The sequence below is a fragment of the Caulobacter sp. GW822-FHT01G02 genome (assembly GCF_058802865.1).
Map to the genome: position 1 here is coordinate 270576 of NZ_JBXAON010000006.1, position 16457 is coordinate 287032.

Genomic DNA, 16457 nt, shown 5'->3' on the forward strand with positions numbered 1-16457 from the left:
CGATGGCTGAAAGCCGATGTTGGGCAAAGGTCTTCGATGACGAGGGGGCTAGGTCGGCGTCACAGCATTCGGCCGAGCACGTCGCTTTCGCCGCCGCGATCCACGAGGCGGTGCTTCAGCGCCCCGATCACGTGCAGGAGAGCCAGGGCGAGCAGCGCGTAGGCCAGAATCCTGTGCAGCCATTGGAAAACGGCGAAGCCGAGATCGCTCTTGGGCAAGAGCTCCGGAAGCATCATGAACAGGAACGGCACGCCGTCGCTGTCGACATAGGAACTGGACATCGCGTAGCCCATCAGCGGCACGACGATAGCCAGGACCAGCAGCGCGCGGTGCGTGAAGCGCGACAGGATCGCTTCAAAACGCGACAAGCCGCGAGGCTCGGCGGGGTGAACCGAACGTCCGCGAACAAAGAGCGCGGCGATGGCGATGAGAAGGACAGTCACGCCCAACTGCTTGTGGATCGGATAGAGGGCGAACTTGATCGGCGCCGCTTCGGGAAGAGCGGTCATGTACCAGCCCAGAGCGATCAGCCCGACCAGCAGGAGCGCGCGAAGCCAATGGAGGGCGCGCATCGAGAAGGGATAGCGGTCGGGGCGGCCGAGCTCGCTCGTGACGGGTCTCATTTTTGACGCTCCTTCGATATCGTTTTTCACGACGCCGGCTCCAGACCGCCACCGAGCGCGGCGTAGAGTGTGACCATGGCCGCTAGCTGGTCGCGCCGAAGCGAGAGCAGCGTCTGACGGGCCGCATTGCTGGCGCGCCGCGCGTCGAGCGGTTCGAGGCGGCCCTCCAGGCCGGCGCGGTGCCTGAGGTCCGACAAATGCAGACGAACGCGCGCGGCCTCGGCCACGCCTTCCTGAACATTGACCTGGTTAGCGAACCTGGCCTGGGCGGCGAGGCTGTCGGCCCGATAGGGCGTGGGATCGATCTGGAACAGCGGCTGGCCGGCCGTGACATCACCCCCCTGGGTGAAGAGCCGACGGGTTACGACGCCCGACACCCGGGGGCGGATCTCGGCGGTTCGGAAGGCGACCATGCGACCAGGCAAGTCATCCATCGGTATGACGGTCGCGACGTCCGCGGTCGCCACCGCCACTTCGGTGGGCGAGGGCGACACGCCGACCTCGGCCTGCCCGCAGGCGGCCAGGATCGAGGCGCAAACCATAAGGGGCGCGGCGATGCGCGGCGGGTGGCGGTTCATGAAGAGTGAGGCTTCCAAGGCGCGCCGCTCGAGGCGCCGCGAGCCTATGCCCGAGCGCGGTTGCCTGATCGTGGAGGGTGTGTTGCGACTTCGTGGAGGGCGCTGGCGCCGCCCGCGTAACGATGGCACCTGGAGCCCGGCGACACGCTCTTCGCGCAAGGGCAGGCCAAGGCGCGCCTGTATATCGTCGCGTCCGGGGTCTTCGTGGTCTCGCGGGAAGGGGCGGGCGGCGCGGACGAGGGGCTGGGGCGGGTCGGCCCGGGCGACTACCTTGGCGAGATCAGCCTCCTGGCGGGCGAGCCTTTGCGCGCAAGCGCCCGCGCCCTGACCCATGGCGAGGTCTATGCCCTAGACCGCGAGGCGCTGGCCCCGGTGGCCAAGGCCAATCCGGAGCTTGCCACCACGCTGGAGCGTTCCGCGCGGCAAGGACTTGGCGTCCTCGACCGGCGCGCCGCGGCCTTGGCTGGACCGGAGGCAGGGCCGAGGGGATCGCTCCTCGAAGGCTTACGCCGCCTGCTCCGGCTTCGCCGTGGCGGCCGCAAGGACCCGGGCGCCGAGAACTCGCCCTTCGGTTAGGGGAAAACCGCCCCACAAGGTGTCCCGCTGCAGGCAACGCGCGGCGCGCGTTGTCGGGCTCGTTTGGCGCGGCCGAGTGTCCGCGGTGAGGTTTCGTATCCCACTGCTGAAGAAGTCTCCCGACGAGCGATGAAGTTAGCTATGTCGCCGCCGGTGGCCTCGGAGAGAATGGCGACGGGCCCATCAGGTCCGGATAGCCATTGGCGCGATCTGGCGTCTCGATGATGCGCCAGCGGCGCGGGACGGCTCAGGCCGGGGGAGCCAGCGCCCGCGTCGAGTTCCGCACGGCGAGGGTTGGAGGGATGACGATCGGGCCGCCCGCGCTAGCCTGACCCGTTCTTGCGGCGATGATCAGTTCGACGGCCTGCGCGGTCCCCTCGGCGACCGGCTGAATGATCGCGGTTAGCGGCGGGTTGGCCAGACGGACGATCGGAGTGTCGTCGAAGCTGACCAGCGAGATGTCGGACGGCACATCCAGGCCTCGCCCGCGCACGGCGGCCATGGTGGCCAGCGCCATCTGGTCATTGCTGGCGATGATCGCGGTCGGCGCCGCGCCGTCGAGCAGGGCGCGCGCCGCCTCGAGCCCAGACCCATAGCTGAAATCGCCGTGCGCCAGCAGACCTTCGACCGGCAGGCCCGCCGCCGCCATGCCCGCGCGCCAGCCGTTGATGCGCCAACCGCTCAGCTCATAGTCGGGCGAGCCGGCGATAAAGCCGATGCGACGATGACCGAGCGCCAACAAATGCTCGGTGGCCAGGCGGGCGCCGCCCTCGTCGCCCAGCGTGAGCGTGAAGCCTGGCCCCTCGGCCAGGGAGCCGATCCGCGCGACGCTGATGCCATGACGGTCGAGTAGGTCGAGAATCACCGGGTTTTGCGAATGCGGCGGCGTGAGGATGGCGCCGTCGGGTTGCAGGGCCGCCACCGCCGACAGCAATTCGCGCTCGATGTGATCGCTGTCGGTATCGATCAGTTCGACGATCATCCGATAGCCGTGCTTCGCGCAGGCGAGCATGCCGCCGAGCATCATTTGGCCGATCCAGTCGCTGCCCTCGCGCGCGCGCCAGTCGGCGATGGTGCGTTCGCGGTCGTTCAAGGCCAAGATAAGATACGATCGCGAGCCGCTCATCCGCTGCGCCGCGATCGACGGCACATAGCCCAACTTGTCGATCGACGCCTGCACGCGCCGCGCCATCGCCGGGCTAACTCCGGGCTCCTTGTTGATGACCCGGCTGATCGTCTGCAGCGACACGCCGACGTCCGCCGCCACGTGCCGAATGGTTACTGACTGCCGCCGCCGCGCCATGCTCGCTTTCCAATCCCTTTCGCGCCGCGCCGCCGTTACGGTCGCGATCAAGGCCTACCGGTTGAGTTGTCGTAACAGGAAGGCGTGCAGGCGACCGGCGCTTTCGGCGGTCAGCGGGTCCAACACGCCCCGCCCACCCTGGGGGATATGAGCGGTCACCTGGGCGTCGTTGTCGAACACATAGTGGTCGAACAGAGCGCGCCAATGACGCTTTTCTGCCTCGGGCAGGTCGCGGATGGTCAGGAGAGCCAGATTGAGCGCGTTCTGGGGCTGGCCCATCCACCGGGGCGTATCGCGCCACCAGTAGTTGACCAGAACGTTGAACGGATCCAGCGCCTCGACATGGTGCCACCACATCGTCGGGATATGCAGCGCGTCGCCGGCCGCCAACTCGACATATTGGGCGTGACGCAGCGCCTCGCGAAAGCGGGGGAACCGCTCGAAATCCGGCGCATGAAAATCGACCAGGCTTACAGCTCGCCCGCCGGGCGTGTTGTCGATAGGGCCCAGATAGAGATTGGAGAACTGCTCCGGCGGAAACAGCGTGAACCGGCGACGACCGGCCGCCACGCAGGCCAGATTGTCGGGAAAGTCATTGTGGGCGGCGACCCGCGTGCGCGTGCCGATCCAAATGCTGGCCAGACAGTCCCGCCCCGCCAGAGGCACGTGATTGGCCTCGTGCAGTCCTCGGAAAAAGTCGTGAACATCGACGCCCGCCAGATAGAGCGGCGAAGCGTCCGCCTCGCCCTCCTCGGCGTTCATCCGCTCGAAGATTTGGGACAATTTCGCGCGGTCGGTGCGGAAGTTCATGCCCATGGCCTGGTCATAGAACATCCGCCCGTCGCTCCCTGGGGCGCCGGTGGCGACCGTGAAGGGCACGTCCCGATGCAGACTCAGCAGATAGGCGCGCGCCTCACGGTCCGAATGGCGGGCCGCGGCGACCAGGGGCCAATCGGCCACCAGGCCGCGCACGACGAACGGCGCGGCGGCCTCGCGCAGACGGACGTCGAGCGCGTCGGGGTCGGCCACGGTGATGGTCGGCGTTTCGGCCATGGCGTCCCAAATACTGGCCTCAGTCATGGCGCAGCCGCCGGTTCTTGCGGGCGATCAGGGCGGCGAGATTGGCCAGCGAAGCGATCGCCATATAGATCGGCTGCAAATGCCCCTCGGCATGCAGGGCGGCGATCGAGTCGGCGTCCAGGGCGGCCAGACGCGCCTCGTCGATGACATGGAAGCCGACCAGGCGTTCGAAGCCGCCGTCCTCCAGCATCATCTCCACGGCCAGGGGCTCGAGCAGGTCATGTCGACGCAGCGCCGAGAAGAAATCCGCCGATCGCCAGTAGCCCGCATCGAGCGCGCCCAACTGTTCGGCGATCGTTTCGAGATAGTCGGTCGGTCGGCCCGCCTCGTCGAACACCGCCGCGCCTTCCGCGTCCGGCGCGCGAAGGATCCGCAGGCTGGCCATATCGATATGGACCGAGGGGGCGCCCCCGGGGGAGGTCGGGGCGCCGATCAAGAACGGCTGGATCGTCATGGCCAGGGGCAGATAGGCGGCGTCCCAGCCGTCCGCCTCCAGGAACAGATTCTCGCCGGGATGAAAGCCAAACAGCGCCACCGCCTGGAAGCGGTCGCCTCCCGGCGGACGATGGAACAGGATCGGATAGTGGTTCTGCGCCTGGCGAAACTCGTCGGGCGGGATGAGACACGACATCACCGCGTCGCCGAGGGCCGGGTCGCGCCGGGTGTCGATGCGCAATGCGCGGTGCGCCTCTACCGTCAGAAGGAGGTGGTTCGACATCAAGATCCCATTGCCGTGCGTAGCGGGCGGCGGTTCCCGCGCATCCTGAACGCCGCCTGCCGTCGGGCCGTTGGAAGAGCCACCCGCCCTCGGGCGAGCGGCTCTTCCACCTTCACGGTCGCGACGGCTCTGGCCTAGAAGGTGAAGCGGATGCCGGCGGTATAGCGGGCGAAGCCCGGCGCGGCGACCGTCACGTACTGCTTCGAGCGCTGATGGCCCCGCCGACCTTCGCCGGTCAGGTTCAGGCCCTCGACGAAGGCCGTCAGCCCGGGCCGGATCTCATAGCTGGCGTTGGCGTCAACTTGACCATAGGCCTCGGTGTAGCCCGGATTAGGCCCGTTCCCCGAGAGGAACTCGTCGCGCCAGTTATAGGCGACGCGGGCCTGGATCCCATGCTTGTCGTAGAACGCGACGACATTGGCCGTATCGCTCAGACCCGTCAGCGCGAACTGGGTGGCCGTCGCCGGCAAGGTGTTGTCGTAGCGGACGTCGCCATCGACGATGGTGTAGTTCAAGATCACGCCCAGGCCCGTATCCCAGAAGCTGTGCTGGAAGGCGAACTCCCAGCCGTGGACGGAGGCGGTCTGGCTGCTGTTGACCGGGGTCGAGACCTTGAAATTGACCAGGTTGTCTTCCGGCAGGCCGATGATCGTGCCGGTGTAGTTACCCGGCGTTCCGCCCGTGATCTTCACCGAATTGGGATAGTTGGCGAAGATGTACTGGCGGATGTCGGCGACCGTCGCGTTGGGGCCCAGCGCGGCGCGCGCGGCCTTGAAGCGCGGACCGTCCGCCGGATTGGTCAGGCCGAAGGCCGAGGTGTCGACGCGCGTGGACGACAGGAAGTTCTCGACGTCCTTATGGAAGTAGCCGACCGAGATATAGCTGTCGGGCTTGTAGTACCACTCGGCCGACAGATCGATGTTCTTGGACTTGTAAGGCTCCAGACCCGGATTGCCCTGGCTGCCCGAGCCGGCGTCGATCCGGAACAGCGAGTCCAGCGTTCGCCCGCCCTGCAAGCTGCCATAGTCGGCGTGGGTGATCGTGTGGCTGTAGGAAGCGCGCAGCTTGACGTCGTCACGCGGCGCGATGTCGAAATCGATCGCCGGCAACCAGTTGTCGTATTCGCCCTTGAAGTTCGTGAAGTCGCTCTTGCCCGAGTAGACGACGTTGAACTCGTTGTTCGACACCCACTCGGTGCCTGTCGGGACCGGCACCAGCGCCGACGAGTCGACCTTGGTCTTTTCATAGCGCAGGCCGCCGACCAGATGGACGGGCCAATTGAAGGCGTCGAACCTGGTCTTCACCTGCAGATAGGGGGCGGCAGTCTTTTCGTGGATCCGCCGATCGACCGTATAGGTCGCCAGGCAGTCGCCATCGCCGCCGCAGAACTTGTAGAGCCGGTCCAAAAGCGGAACCACGGTCTTGAAATCAAAGGTGTAGATCTGCTGGACCAGGTCGGCGCCATTCACGCCGATGCCCGGATACTTGTCCGGGATGGTCGCCAGGGTGAACAGGTTGTCGGGAAGATCCGAAGCCGGACCGGCGCCGCTCCAGGTGTTGTTCTGGATGAAGCCGTAGGCCGACCGCACCTTGTTGTCGACATAGGAGACGCCGAAGTCGATTCCGTCGAGCCAGCCGTCGCCCTCATAGCGGCCCATGACCTGGCCTTGGTTGATCTCGTCCCGGAAATAGCCGTTGCGGAACGAGTTGCCGCTGGCCTGGATCAGCGACGCGTCGAGCGCGCTGATGCCGGGTTGCATCGTGTAGGACAGGATCGGCGCGTTCTTCTTGAACGTGATGCTCTGGCTGGCGACGCCATAGATCGCGGTGCTGACCGAGGTGCTGGTGCCATATTTGTTGGTCGGCTTGGACTCGGCGGTCGAATGGTGGCCGTCGATCTCGAAGGTCAGGCGATCGCCAGGGGCCTTCCAGGTCAGGTTCCCGCCGATGGACTTATTCTCGGTGCGGTTGGCCGTCAGATTGGCGACGTAGGAGAGATCCTTCTTTTCGCTGGCCTTGAAGGTCTCGGTGTAGAAGTTCGGCGCCGCGATCGGCCCGTTGGTCCAGTCGCTGCTGGTGGCGTTGTGATTAAAATAGACGCCGACGCTGTTGTTGCGGGTTTCGACGGTGTTGCGCGAATAGGTGTAGTCGACGGTCGCGGTCAGGGCGTCGGTCGGGCGGAATTGCAGCACCAACTGACCGTTGATGCGTTCGCGCTTGAAGTTGTTGATGCCGATGCCGGCGTTGTTGGGCACCGAATAGACCGTCGTTCCGGTCGGCCGGTTGACGATGTTGGCCGACCGCGGATCGCTCGGCTGGGGCAGTTGGCCGGCCGGATTGGTGGCGACATAGCCGTCGCGCCAGCCGACATAGGCTTCGTTGTTGCCGCCTTCGCGCTTCTGATACGTACCCGACGCCAGGACGCCGATACGGTTGTCGAGGAAGGTGTCGCTGAAGATGCCCGACACTTCGGGCGTGACGGGGTCCTTGTCATTGCCCGACTTGTCGTAGACCGCCTTGACGCCGACGCTGCCGCGCGGGCCGGGTCGGTCGAGTGGGCGGGGCGTGCGGATATTGATCGTCGAGCCGATGCCGCCCGACTCTATCGTGGCGCGACCGGACTTATAAACCTCGACGGCGGCGACGCCTTCCGAGGCCAGGTTGCCGAAGTCGAACGAGCGCGACGAGGGCGCGGTCGCGCCGCCGCTCAGCTGCGCGGTGGGCATCTGGCGGCCATTTAGGATCACCAGGTTAAAATCGGGGCCGAAACCGCGAACGGTGACAAACGAACCTTCGCCCATCGAGCGATCGATAGAGACGCCGGTGATGCGCTGCAGGGACTCGGCGAGGTTGGTGTCCGGGAACTTGCCCATGTCTTCGGCCGAGATCGCGTCAACCACGCCTTGCGCGTCGCGCTTGATGTCGGCCGACTGGCGCAGGCTGGCGCGGATGCCGGTGACGACGATCTCGCTGACCTCGCCGCTGTCCGACGGGGCCGAAACCTTGGCGGCCTCTTGCGCCATCGCCAGGCTCGGCAGGCTCAGGATCGCCAGCGTCGATGCGCTCAAGGCCAGTCGTGACAACCTAAGCGACGTGGAGTTCGGCATGATATTCCCCGTGTTGTGAGGCTCGTCCAAGCCCCAACATTCAAAAATGTGAACGTTCACTGCCCGGCGAAAAATTGGCTGTCAACCGCACACCAAAGGCTATAAAAAACAATACAAAAATCGTCACATAACTGTAGTGAACATTAACTCCAGCTTTCATTTCTTCGTCATCTTCCGACGGTAAGGACGGGCGCTAGTTAGTCTTGCGCTTGCTGATTGTGGCGGGGGCGGATAAGGCCTCGATCGTCAAGCGCGATGCCCAAACCCTCGCCCACCCCCGTGGCCTCGCCGAACCGCCGATCCTGGCGGTTTCTCCTGGTCTTCGCCCTGGCCTATGCCGGCGGAACCATGGGCTATTTGCCGCTCGTGGCGTTCTTGCTGCCGATCAAGGTGGCCGCCATCGCCGGCGACGCGCGCATCGGCCTTTTCACCGCCACGGCCCTGTGCGGCACCGTCAGCGCCATCCTGGCCAACCTCCTCTTCGGCTGGCTGAGCGATCGCTCCGTGGCCAAGGGCGGCGGGAGGCGGGGCTGGATGGTCGGTGGGGTGCTGGCCACCGCCGGCGCCTACGGACTGGTCCTGGTAGCGAACACGCCGGTCACCCTCGTGGTCGCGGTGGTGATCTTCCAGGGCGCGGTCAACGCCATCCTCGCCCCGATGCTGGCCATCATGGCCGACGAGATTCCCGACACGCAGAAGGGCCTGGTTGGCGGCTTGCTGGCCTTCGCCTATCCCCTGGCCGCGGGACTGGCGACGGTCGTCGTCGGCATGGCCCGGCATGGCGAAGCGGCGCAGCTGGCCGTCATTGTCCTGGCGGTGGCGATCTGCGTCGCGCCGTTGGTCTTGACCCCCGCCCAGCCGGCCCCAGCCCCGACTGAACCGCCGCCGCCCCGAAGCCTGACCCAGCACGATCTGAGGATCGCCTGGCTCGCCCGTCTTCTGCTGCAGGCGGCCGGCAATTCGCTGACCCTCTACCTGCTGTACTATTTTCAGAGCCTTGAGCCCAACACTCCACCGCTGGTTTTGGCGGGCTATGCGGGCCACATGCTGACCCTGGCCTATATCTTGCCGCTGCCTTTCGCCATCCTGATCGGACGGCTCTCGGACCAGCTGGGCCGGCGCAAGCCGTTCCTGCTCGGCTCGGCCCTACTGACCGCCGTCGGTCTGACGCTGATGGCCCTCGCGAGCAGTCGGACGGCCGGGGCCGTCGGCTTCATCACCTACGCCCTCGGTTCGGAGATCTTCCTGGCCCTGCACGCGGTGTTTTGGATGCAGCTGTTGCCCAGCGCCCGAAATCGCGGCCGCGACCTTGGACTGCTCAACCTCGCCAACACCCTGCCCGCCCTGGTCGGGCCGCTCCTGGCCTATGCCTTCGCCACGCCGGGCGACTTTGGCGGACTGCTGTTGCTGCTGGCGGGACTGACTCTGTGCGGGGGTCTCGCCATGCTGGCCATTCGCGGACGCCGCTGACGCCCGCGCCGTCTCTTCCGGGGCGAGGGATCAGGGGTAGCGCGCCAAGGTCTGGCGAATCGCGCCGGGCCGCGCGGCGGCGCCTTGGTCATTGACCAGATGCGCGATGCTGCCCACCCCGCCGCCCAGGGAGACGGTGGTCACGCTGGTGAAACGAACACCGGGCCGTCGCGGCGCCTCCACCGCGCTTTCGACCACGATGGATGGATCGGCGGTGAAATAGGCGTAGACGCCCAGCCCCACGGCCTCGTGCCGTTCGACCGAGTCGGCGACCTTGTAGGCGGCCCAGCCCAGCCCGTCCGCCCTGTAGGCGGCTTGGCTCGGCGGATCATAGGGCAACTCGCTCTGATAGAAGAAGGTGCGGCCCCGCTCGCCTCGCCAAACGGTCTGGTGTCGTTGGAAATGCTCGACGAACAGGCCGTACACGGTCACGTCGTCGCCGCGCACGATCAGGCCCTGGTCGCCGGTGCTTTCGGCCCAGCCGACATGCGTCCGGCCGCCGTCCAGATCGCCGTGATCTGCGCGCCAGATCCACAGGTGGTCGCCGATCACGTGATGGCTGTTGATCTCGAGGCAGGTCTCCGCCTTGCCGACGGCGACGCCGCCGACCCGGAAGAACAGGTCGGCCAGCAGAGTCGGGTTGGCGGCGTGGTCGCCCGAGGCGTCGGGCGGCCCCACCGTCATCAGCACCGGCGACTCCAAGGGCCCCGCATCGATCAGCACTCCGGCGATGGAGACTCCCGGCACATCGGCCACCGTCAGCGCCGCATTGCCCGCGACCGGCAACAGCGTCGCCAGGCCCAGGCCCAACACCACCGTGTCGGCCCGCTCGACCCTGATGGGCGCGTCGAGCACGTAGACGCCCGGCGTCAGCAACAGGTGCCGGCCCTGACTCAAAGCCGTGTTGATGTCGCTGGCCGACATCCCAGGCTGAGCGATGAGAAAGCGCGAAAGCGGAATCAGCGCGCCGGCCGGATCGCCCGCGGCCCAGCTGGTCCCTTGCGCGTCGCGACGCAGCGCCGGCACGAACACGCCCCACTCGCCGGCCGCGTCGACCTGCAAATGCGGCTTTTCCCGTACGATCGGGGCCGTCGGTAAGGTGGTGACGGGCGGCTGTGGGAAGGTGGTAGCCGGCGCGCCGGTCACGCCCACGAACATCATGTTCCAATTGCCGCCGTCCCAGCCCCGGATCGTGGAGCCACGCGTGAACCACTGCTGCTGGGAGCCCGAACGAATCTCGCCCTCGACCTGGCAATCGGCCATAAAGCCGCCGCTTGAGGAACCGCCGTCGTCCAGACGAAGATCGCCCATCAGGTGGACGCGCCGATAGGGCGCCGCCTGCGAGACCGCCCAACGGTCGCCGCCGTCGGGCGGACGAATGGCGAGGTTTTCCACCGCGCGCCAGAAGTTCACCAGGGCGTTGCCTTTGAACCATTGGGCGTCCGCCCGGACATGACCGTCGATCACCACGTCGCCCGGCAGCCGGCCAAGACCGGCGATCTGGGTGAAGAAACCGACCTTCACCTCGACGGCGTAGCGACCGGGCTTGAACAGCACCGCGTCGCGGCGATCGGTGAAATGCGCCGTCTCCTGGGCGCTGAAGATCGCATCAAGCTTGGCCTGGATCACCGCCGTCGGCATCTTCGGCCCGATGATCACCACATTGGGACCCAGGTCCGGATCGCCCCCCGTCCGCGCCTGCGCGCCAGCCTCGGCGGGAAACACCGCGCAGGCTGCGGCGCCCACACCCAAGGCGACGGCGCGCTGCATCAAGGCGCGCCTGCCCTCGTCCGCTTCGTTGTCATCCATCACGACGATCCGATATTCTTGTCGCCCGCAGCCTGCGGCGCGGTGGGCCACGGTCGAGCCCGCGGACGCCTCGAGTCCGCGCGTCAGCCCAGGCTGAGCGTGGGTTGGCCATGCGCGACGGTGGCCGTCTTGGCCGTGATCACCGGCGCGTCGGGCGTGGTGACGCGCTCGACGGTCCTGAACTGGGTCTCCCAGCGCTGGTGATTGACGTCACACAGCAGATAGCCGCGGCGATCATTGGTGAACTTCAGGAACGGGTTCTGGCTTTCGATGCGGTCCGAGCCGAGCCGCTTGTCAGCTCCGTCGCCGCCCGACGAGATCGAGGTGCCGACAAACTCGACCGCCACCGCGTCGCCCTCGCCGCCCTTGGTGCGCAGCTCGCCCGCATAGTTCTGGTGTTCGTCGCCGGTCAGGACCACGACATTGCCCAGGCCCTTCAGCCGGTCGAACAGGCGCTCACGCGGGGTATTGTATCCACCCCAGCTATCCATGTTGCGCACCGGCGCGGTTTCGCCGGCCTCGCGACGATCCAGCGGCATCATCATCACCTGTTGGGCGATCGTGTTCCAGCGGGCGGCCTTCTGGCGAAGATTGCCCGCCAACCAGGCTTCCTGGTCCACGCCCAGCACCTGCGCGCCGCGATCATCCCAGCCGGCGCAATAGGCCTTGAAGCCGTCGCCGCACGGCTGATCCGTGCGGAACTGGCGAGTGTCCAGCAGATGCAGATCAACCAGATCGCCGATCACCGCCCGCCGGTGGAGGCGCAGGCCCGCCGCCGTCGGAAACGACGCCGCGCGAAGCGGCATGTGCTCGTAGTAGGCCTGGAAGGCCGCGGCGCGGCGCAGCGCGAAAACCTCCGGCGGCGTTCCGTTCTGATCGATGCCGCCGACCCAGTTGTTCTCGACCTCATGGTCGTCAAAGGTCGTGAACCAGCCCGTGGCGGCATGCGCCGCCTGCAGATCCTGGTCCATCTTGTACTGGGCGTAGCGCCGCCGATAGTCATCGAGGCTGTAGAGATTTTGCCCCACATGCGCCCGCACGAAGCGTCGCGCGTTGCCGCCATAGTCGAGCGGCGTCGGCGAGGCGCGGCCTTCATAGATATAGTCGCCATAGTGATAGATGAAGTCGACCTCTTCGCCCGCGAGGTGGCGGTAGGCCGTGTACAGACCATCCTCATAGCCCTGGCAGCCGGCGACGCCGAAGCGCAGCCGCCGCAGCGCCGCGCCGGCCATTGGCAAGGTGACGACGCGGCCAGGCATCGAGCGCTCCCGGCCGACGAAGAAGCGATACCAATAGGGCCGCCCCGGCGCGAGCCCGCTCACCTCGACATGCACCGCATGCGCCAATTCCGGCCGCGCCACCGCGCTGCCCCTGGCGACAACGGTTTGGAATCGCGAGTCGGACGCCACCACCCAATCCACGCTGATCGGGGTCATGGGCATCCCGCCATGTTCGCCAAGCGGATCGGGCGCCAGGCGGGTCCACAACACAAAGCCGTCCGCGCTGGGGTCGCCCGCCGCCACGCCGAGGCGGAACGGATAGCCGCTAAAAACCTGCTGGGCGCGGACGATCGCCGGGGCGGTGATTAGACCGCTGGTCGCCGCAACGCCGGCCAGCACGCCTCGCCGGGTAAACCGAAACGCCATTCTGTCTCCTGGGAACTTGCGCCGATCACGCCCTCGGGCGGACCCTTTTGCGGCGACTTCGCGGATGGCTACACATGGCGTTCATGGCGCCCGGATGACAGCGCGATGACAAACCGCCCATATGCTGTGGACGGTTCAAAATAGAGGCGTTCCGAGGGGACCAAACAGGGGCCCACGGCCGTGGCGGCTGTCTCGCCTTCGCCAACATCAATCGGCCTATCGCCGGCGCCACGCGCGAGGAGCCTCTGCGCGTGGGCAAGCATCCTTTGCAGCTCTACTCCCTGGCCACGCCCAACGGCGTGAAGGTGACGATCATGCTGGAAGAGCTTTGGGCCGCCGGTCACGCCGGCGCGGAATGCGACGCCTGGCCCATCCGCATCGCCGAGCGCTGAGATTTGCTGGAGTGGCGATATTCCGCCGCTCCGTGCGGGGCCCGGCTGCGCCACTACGTCAACTGGCCGAAATGGCCGTCGTTGGGGGATGTTTCTGGGTAGTTAACTGCGACAGGTGTCGCTGTGAAGCTCCGGATTTCCCGGCAAGCTGTTGATTTTCCTGGGGAATGGATGGTGGATGCGACAGGGATTGAACCTGTGACCCCCTCGGTGTGAACGAGGTGCTCTCCCGCTGAGCTACGCATCCGCCGGTGTGGAGAGGTCCGTGAAGGACCGATCCGCGAGAGGAGGGGGCCTATAGCCCGGTGTTCGGCGCGGGGCAAGAGGCCAAAAGCGTCTTGCAGGCCCGGGGCACATCCAAAAAGCTGTGGATGACCAGATTGGCCCCCAGGGTCTCGACCGGATCCTCCGTGTAGCCGAACGAGACCAGCAGGCCGGGGACGCCGGCGTTGCGGGCCCCCAGGGCGTCGTTGATGCTGTCGCCGACCATCACCGCGCGGGCCAGATCGCCGCCCACGGCCGCGATGGCGGCGGCGACATGGCGGCCGTCGGGCTTTGGGGCGGGGGCCAGGTCCGCGCCGATCACCCCGTCGAACAGCGGCGTCAGGCCCACCGCGTCCAGCAGGGCGACCGACAGGTTGGTCAGCTTGTTGGTGCAGACCACCAGCCTGGCGCCGTCGGCCTTCAGTTCGGTAAGAACCTCGACCACGCCGGGGAAGGGCGCGCTTTCGTCGGCGATGCGGTCCAGGTAGACGGCGATGAAGCGCTCCACGAGCGTCGGGGCGCGGTCGACCCCCAGCGGCGCCCCGGCGGCGGCGAAGCCGCGCTCCAGCAGGGCCCTCGCGCCGCGACCGACCATCAGCCGAACCTCGTCGAAGGGCAGGGGCGGCAGGGCTTCCTGGGCCAGGATGGTGTTTAGCGCGCCGACCAGGTCGGGGGCGGTGTCGACCAGGGTTCCATCGAGATCAAAGGCGATGGTCGCCCCGTTCAGGTCATGAAGCTCGCTCATGGGTCTGGCCTTTCCGCCAATTGGGCGGCTAATGCAACGCTGGAAGCGTCCCAGGGAGTCGCCCATCCATGACTGATTCCGTTTCAAGCCCATCCCGTCCGCGCGCCGCCGTGATCCTGGCCGCCGGCCAGGGGACGCGGATGAAGTCGCCGACGCCCAAGGTGCTGCACAAGGTCGCCGGCCGCACGCTGCTGGACCTGGCCATCGACGCCGCCGAGGGGCTGAACTGCGAGCGGATCGTCGTCGTGGTCGGCGCGCACAGTCCGCAGGTCGGCGAGAGCGCCCGCAAGCGGCTCGGTCCGAACGCGACGGTCATCCAGGATCCGCCGCTGGGCACCGGCCACGCGGTCCTGGCGGCCCGGGACGCCCTGGCCGATTTCGAGGGCGATGTGGTCGTCACCTATGCCGACTGCCCGCTGACCACGGCCGGGGTGATCGCGCCGCTGTTCGACCTCATCGCGGGCGGGACCGACGTGGCGGTGCTGGGCTTCGAGGCCGCCAACCCGACCGGCTACGGCCGCCTGATCCTGGCCCCGGGCCATGTGCTGCTGCGCATCGTCGAGGAGAAGGACGCCGACGTCGCCACCAAGCAGGTCAGGCACTGCAATTCCGGCGTCCTGGCCGCTGACCGCGCGACGCTATTCAGCTTGCTGGCCGACGTCCGCAACGACAACAGCAAGGGCGAATACTACCTGACCGACGTCGTGGGCCTGGCCCATGATCGCAAGCTCTCGACCCGCGCGGCCTTCGCGCCGGAGCCGGCGGTTCAGGGCGTCAACTCGCAAGCCGAACTGGCCGCCGCCGAGGCGGTCTGGCAGCGCGGTCGCCGCAACGTCCTGCTGACCGAGGGCGTGACCATGCCCGCGCCCGAGACCGTGCACCTGTCGTGGGACACGAAGATCGCCGCGGGGGTGGTGGTCGAACAGTTCGTGGTCTTCGGCCCGGGCGTCAGCGTCGAGACCGGCGCGGTGATCAAGGCCTTCAGCCATCTGGAAGGCGCGCACGTGGGCGAGGGCGCCCTGATCGGGCCCTACGCCCGCCTGCGGCCGGGCGCCGAGATCGGGCCCGAAGCCCACATCGGCAACTTCGTCGAGGTCAAGAAGGTCAAAGTCGGGGCGGGCGCCAAGGCCAATCACCTCAGCTATCTCGGCGACGGCTCGATCGGCGAGAAGGCTAACATCGGGGCCGGTACGATCTTCTGCAATTACGACGGCTTCGAGAAGTTCGAGACCCATGTCGGCAAGGGCGCCTTCATCGGCTCCAACAGCGCCCTGGTCGCGCCGGTCCGCATCGGCGACGGAGCGATGACGGGCTCGGGCTCGGTGATCACCAAGGATGTCGAGGACGGGGCCCTGGCCCTGACGCGTCCGGAACAGAAGACCAAGGCCGGCTGGGCGACGAAGTTTCGCGCCCTCAAGCAGGCCGCCAAGGACAAGAAGAAGGGCGGCAAGAAATGAGCGTCGACGACCAGAAGCGTATCTCCGGCGAAGCCGCCGCCGAACTCGTCGAGAACGGGATGGTGGTGGGCCTGGGCACCGGCTCGACGGCCGCGTGGTTCGTCAAGGCGCTGGCCGCCCGCAAGCTGAGCGACATCCGTGGCGTGCCGACCTCGGACGCCACCGGGGCCCTGGCGCGCGAGCTGGGCATCCCGCTGGTGGCGCTGGACGATGTCAAGACCATCGACCTGACGGTGGACGGCGCCGACGAGGTTGGTCCGGGCCTGTCCCTGATCAAGGGCGGCGGCGCGGCCCTGCTGCGCGAGAAGCTGGTCTGGGAAGCCTCCAGCCGCTGCGTCGTCATCGCCGACGCGGCCAAGAAGGTCGACGCCCTGGGCAAGTTCCCGCTGCCGATCGAGGTGGTCCGCTTCGGCCACGTCCATACCAGCTGGCGCCTGGCCGACATCGCGGCCGAGTTCGATCTGCCGCCCCCGCGCCTGCGCATGGCCGACCGAGGCGTGGTGGTCACCGACGGCGGCAACCTGATCTACGACATGGCCTCCGGCGTCATCGCCGAGCCCACGGCCCTGGCCGCCGCGCTGAAGAGCGTCACCGGCGTGGTCGACCACGGCCTGTTCCTCGACCTCGCCGACGAAGCTCTGTTCGGCACGGACGACGGCGTGGTGCGCCTCGTTCCCTGACGTCCTACA

General features: G+C 67.2%; 14 protein-coding genes and 1 tRNA gene. 5 read left to right on the plus strand and 10 right to left on the minus strand.

Annotated elements, in window-relative coordinates:
* Positions 1-59 precede the first annotated feature (59 nt).
* Entirely contained in the window at positions 60-623 is a 564-nt protein-coding gene (locus AC1RNC_RS18880; protein ID WP_492887841.1) for a cytochrome b, read from the minus strand.
* Between the two features lie 26 nt (positions 624-649).
* Entirely contained in the window at positions 650-1219 is a 570-nt protein-coding gene (locus tag AC1RNC_RS18885) for a TolC family protein (protein WP_492887842.1), read from the minus strand.
* A gap of 111 nt (positions 1220-1330) precedes the next feature.
* Here AC1RNC_RS18885 and AC1RNC_RS18890 point away from each other — a divergent pair, with 111 nt between their 5' ends.
* Positions 1331-1777 carry a Crp/Fnr family transcriptional regulator gene (locus tag AC1RNC_RS18890; protein ID WP_492887957.1) on the plus strand — a complete coding sequence of 149 codons (447 nt, stop codon included), beginning with the start codon at positions 1331-1333 and terminating at the stop codon, positions 1775-1777.
* A gap of 247 nt (positions 1778-2024) precedes the next feature.
* Here the strand turns inward: AC1RNC_RS18890 and AC1RNC_RS18895 are convergent, their stop codons facing one another.
* The 4 genes from AC1RNC_RS18895 to AC1RNC_RS18910 form a co-directional block, all read right to left on the minus strand.
* Positions 2025-3131 (minus strand): LacI family DNA-binding transcriptional regulator, encoded by a 1107-nt coding sequence (locus AC1RNC_RS18895; RefSeq protein ID WP_492887843.1) that lies wholly within the window; start codon positions 3129-3131, stop codon positions 2025-2027.
* 3 nt (positions 3132-3134) lie between these two features.
* Positions 3135-4160 carry a cupin-like domain-containing protein gene (locus tag AC1RNC_RS18900; RefSeq protein WP_492887844.1) on the minus strand — a complete coding sequence of 342 codons (1026 nt, stop codon included), beginning with the start codon at positions 4158-4160 and terminating at the stop codon, positions 3135-3137.
* Positions 4153-4878 carry a SapC family protein gene (locus AC1RNC_RS18905; RefSeq protein ID WP_492887845.1) on the minus strand — a complete coding sequence of 242 codons (726 nt, stop codon included), beginning with the start codon at positions 4876-4878 and terminating at the stop codon, positions 4153-4155. The genes AC1RNC_RS18900 and AC1RNC_RS18905 overlap by 8 nt, the downstream gene beginning before the upstream one ends.
* A gap of 134 nt (positions 4879-5012) precedes the next feature.
* A complete protein-coding gene (locus AC1RNC_RS18910) occupies positions 5013-7946 on the minus strand; it encodes a TonB-dependent receptor (protein WP_492887846.1) in 2934 nt (977 codons plus the stop codon).
* A gap of 294 nt (positions 7947-8240) precedes the next feature.
* On the opposite strand from AC1RNC_RS18910, the gene AC1RNC_RS18915 reads away from it, so the two are divergent.
* Positions 8241-9455, plus strand: a complete 1215-nt coding sequence (locus AC1RNC_RS18915; protein WP_492887847.1) for an MFS transporter — start codon at positions 8241-8243, stop codon at positions 9453-9455.
* Positions 9456-9485: 30 nt separating this feature from the next.
* Here the strand turns inward: AC1RNC_RS18915 and AC1RNC_RS18920 are convergent, their stop codons facing one another.
* Both AC1RNC_RS18920 and AC1RNC_RS18925 read right to left on the minus strand, forming a co-directional pair.
* A complete protein-coding gene (locus AC1RNC_RS18920) occupies positions 9486-11264 on the minus strand; it encodes a pectate lyase-like domain-containing protein (protein WP_492887848.1) in 1779 nt (592 codons plus the stop codon).
* Between the two features lie 83 nt (positions 11265-11347).
* The gene (locus AC1RNC_RS18925) at positions 11348-12910 is read right to left on the minus strand and encodes an alkaline phosphatase D family protein (protein ID WP_492887849.1); all 1563 of its coding nucleotides are present in this window, start codon (positions 12908-12910) and stop codon (positions 11348-11350) included.
* A 251-nt stretch (positions 12911-13161) separates the two neighbouring features.
* On the opposite strand from AC1RNC_RS18925, the gene AC1RNC_RS18930 reads away from it, so the two are divergent.
* Positions 13162-13302 carry a hypothetical protein gene (locus AC1RNC_RS18930; protein WP_492887850.1) on the plus strand — a complete coding sequence of 47 codons (141 nt, stop codon included), beginning with the start codon at positions 13162-13164 and terminating at the stop codon, positions 13300-13302.
* Between the two features lie 172 nt (positions 13303-13474).
* Here the strand turns inward: AC1RNC_RS18930 and AC1RNC_RS18935 are convergent.
* Both AC1RNC_RS18935 and AC1RNC_RS18940 read right to left on the minus strand, forming a co-directional pair.
* Positions 13475-13549: transfer RNA gene (locus AC1RNC_RS18935), tRNA-Val, on the minus strand.
* A gap of 48 nt (positions 13550-13597) precedes the next feature.
* Complete coding sequence (locus AC1RNC_RS18940) at positions 13598-14311, minus strand: HAD-IA family hydrolase (protein ID WP_492887851.1); 714 nt, start codon at positions 14309-14311, stop codon at positions 13598-13600.
* A gap of 68 nt (positions 14312-14379) precedes the next feature.
* Between AC1RNC_RS18940 and glmU the strand changes: the two genes are divergently transcribed.
* Both glmU and rpiA read left to right on the plus strand, forming a co-directional pair.
* Positions 14380-15768, plus strand: a complete 1389-nt coding sequence (glmU, locus tag AC1RNC_RS18945) for a bifunctional UDP-N-acetylglucosamine diphosphorylase/glucosamine-1-phosphate N-acetyltransferase GlmU (RefSeq protein ID WP_492887852.1) — start codon at positions 14380-14382, stop codon at positions 15766-15768.
* Positions 15765-16448 (plus strand): ribose-5-phosphate isomerase RpiA, encoded by a 684-nt coding sequence (gene rpiA / locus AC1RNC_RS18950; protein ID WP_492887853.1) that lies wholly within the window; start codon positions 15765-15767, stop codon positions 16446-16448. Before glmU ends, rpiA begins: the two co-directional genes overlap by 4 nt.
* The last annotated feature ends 9 nt before the right edge of the window (positions 16449-16457 follow it).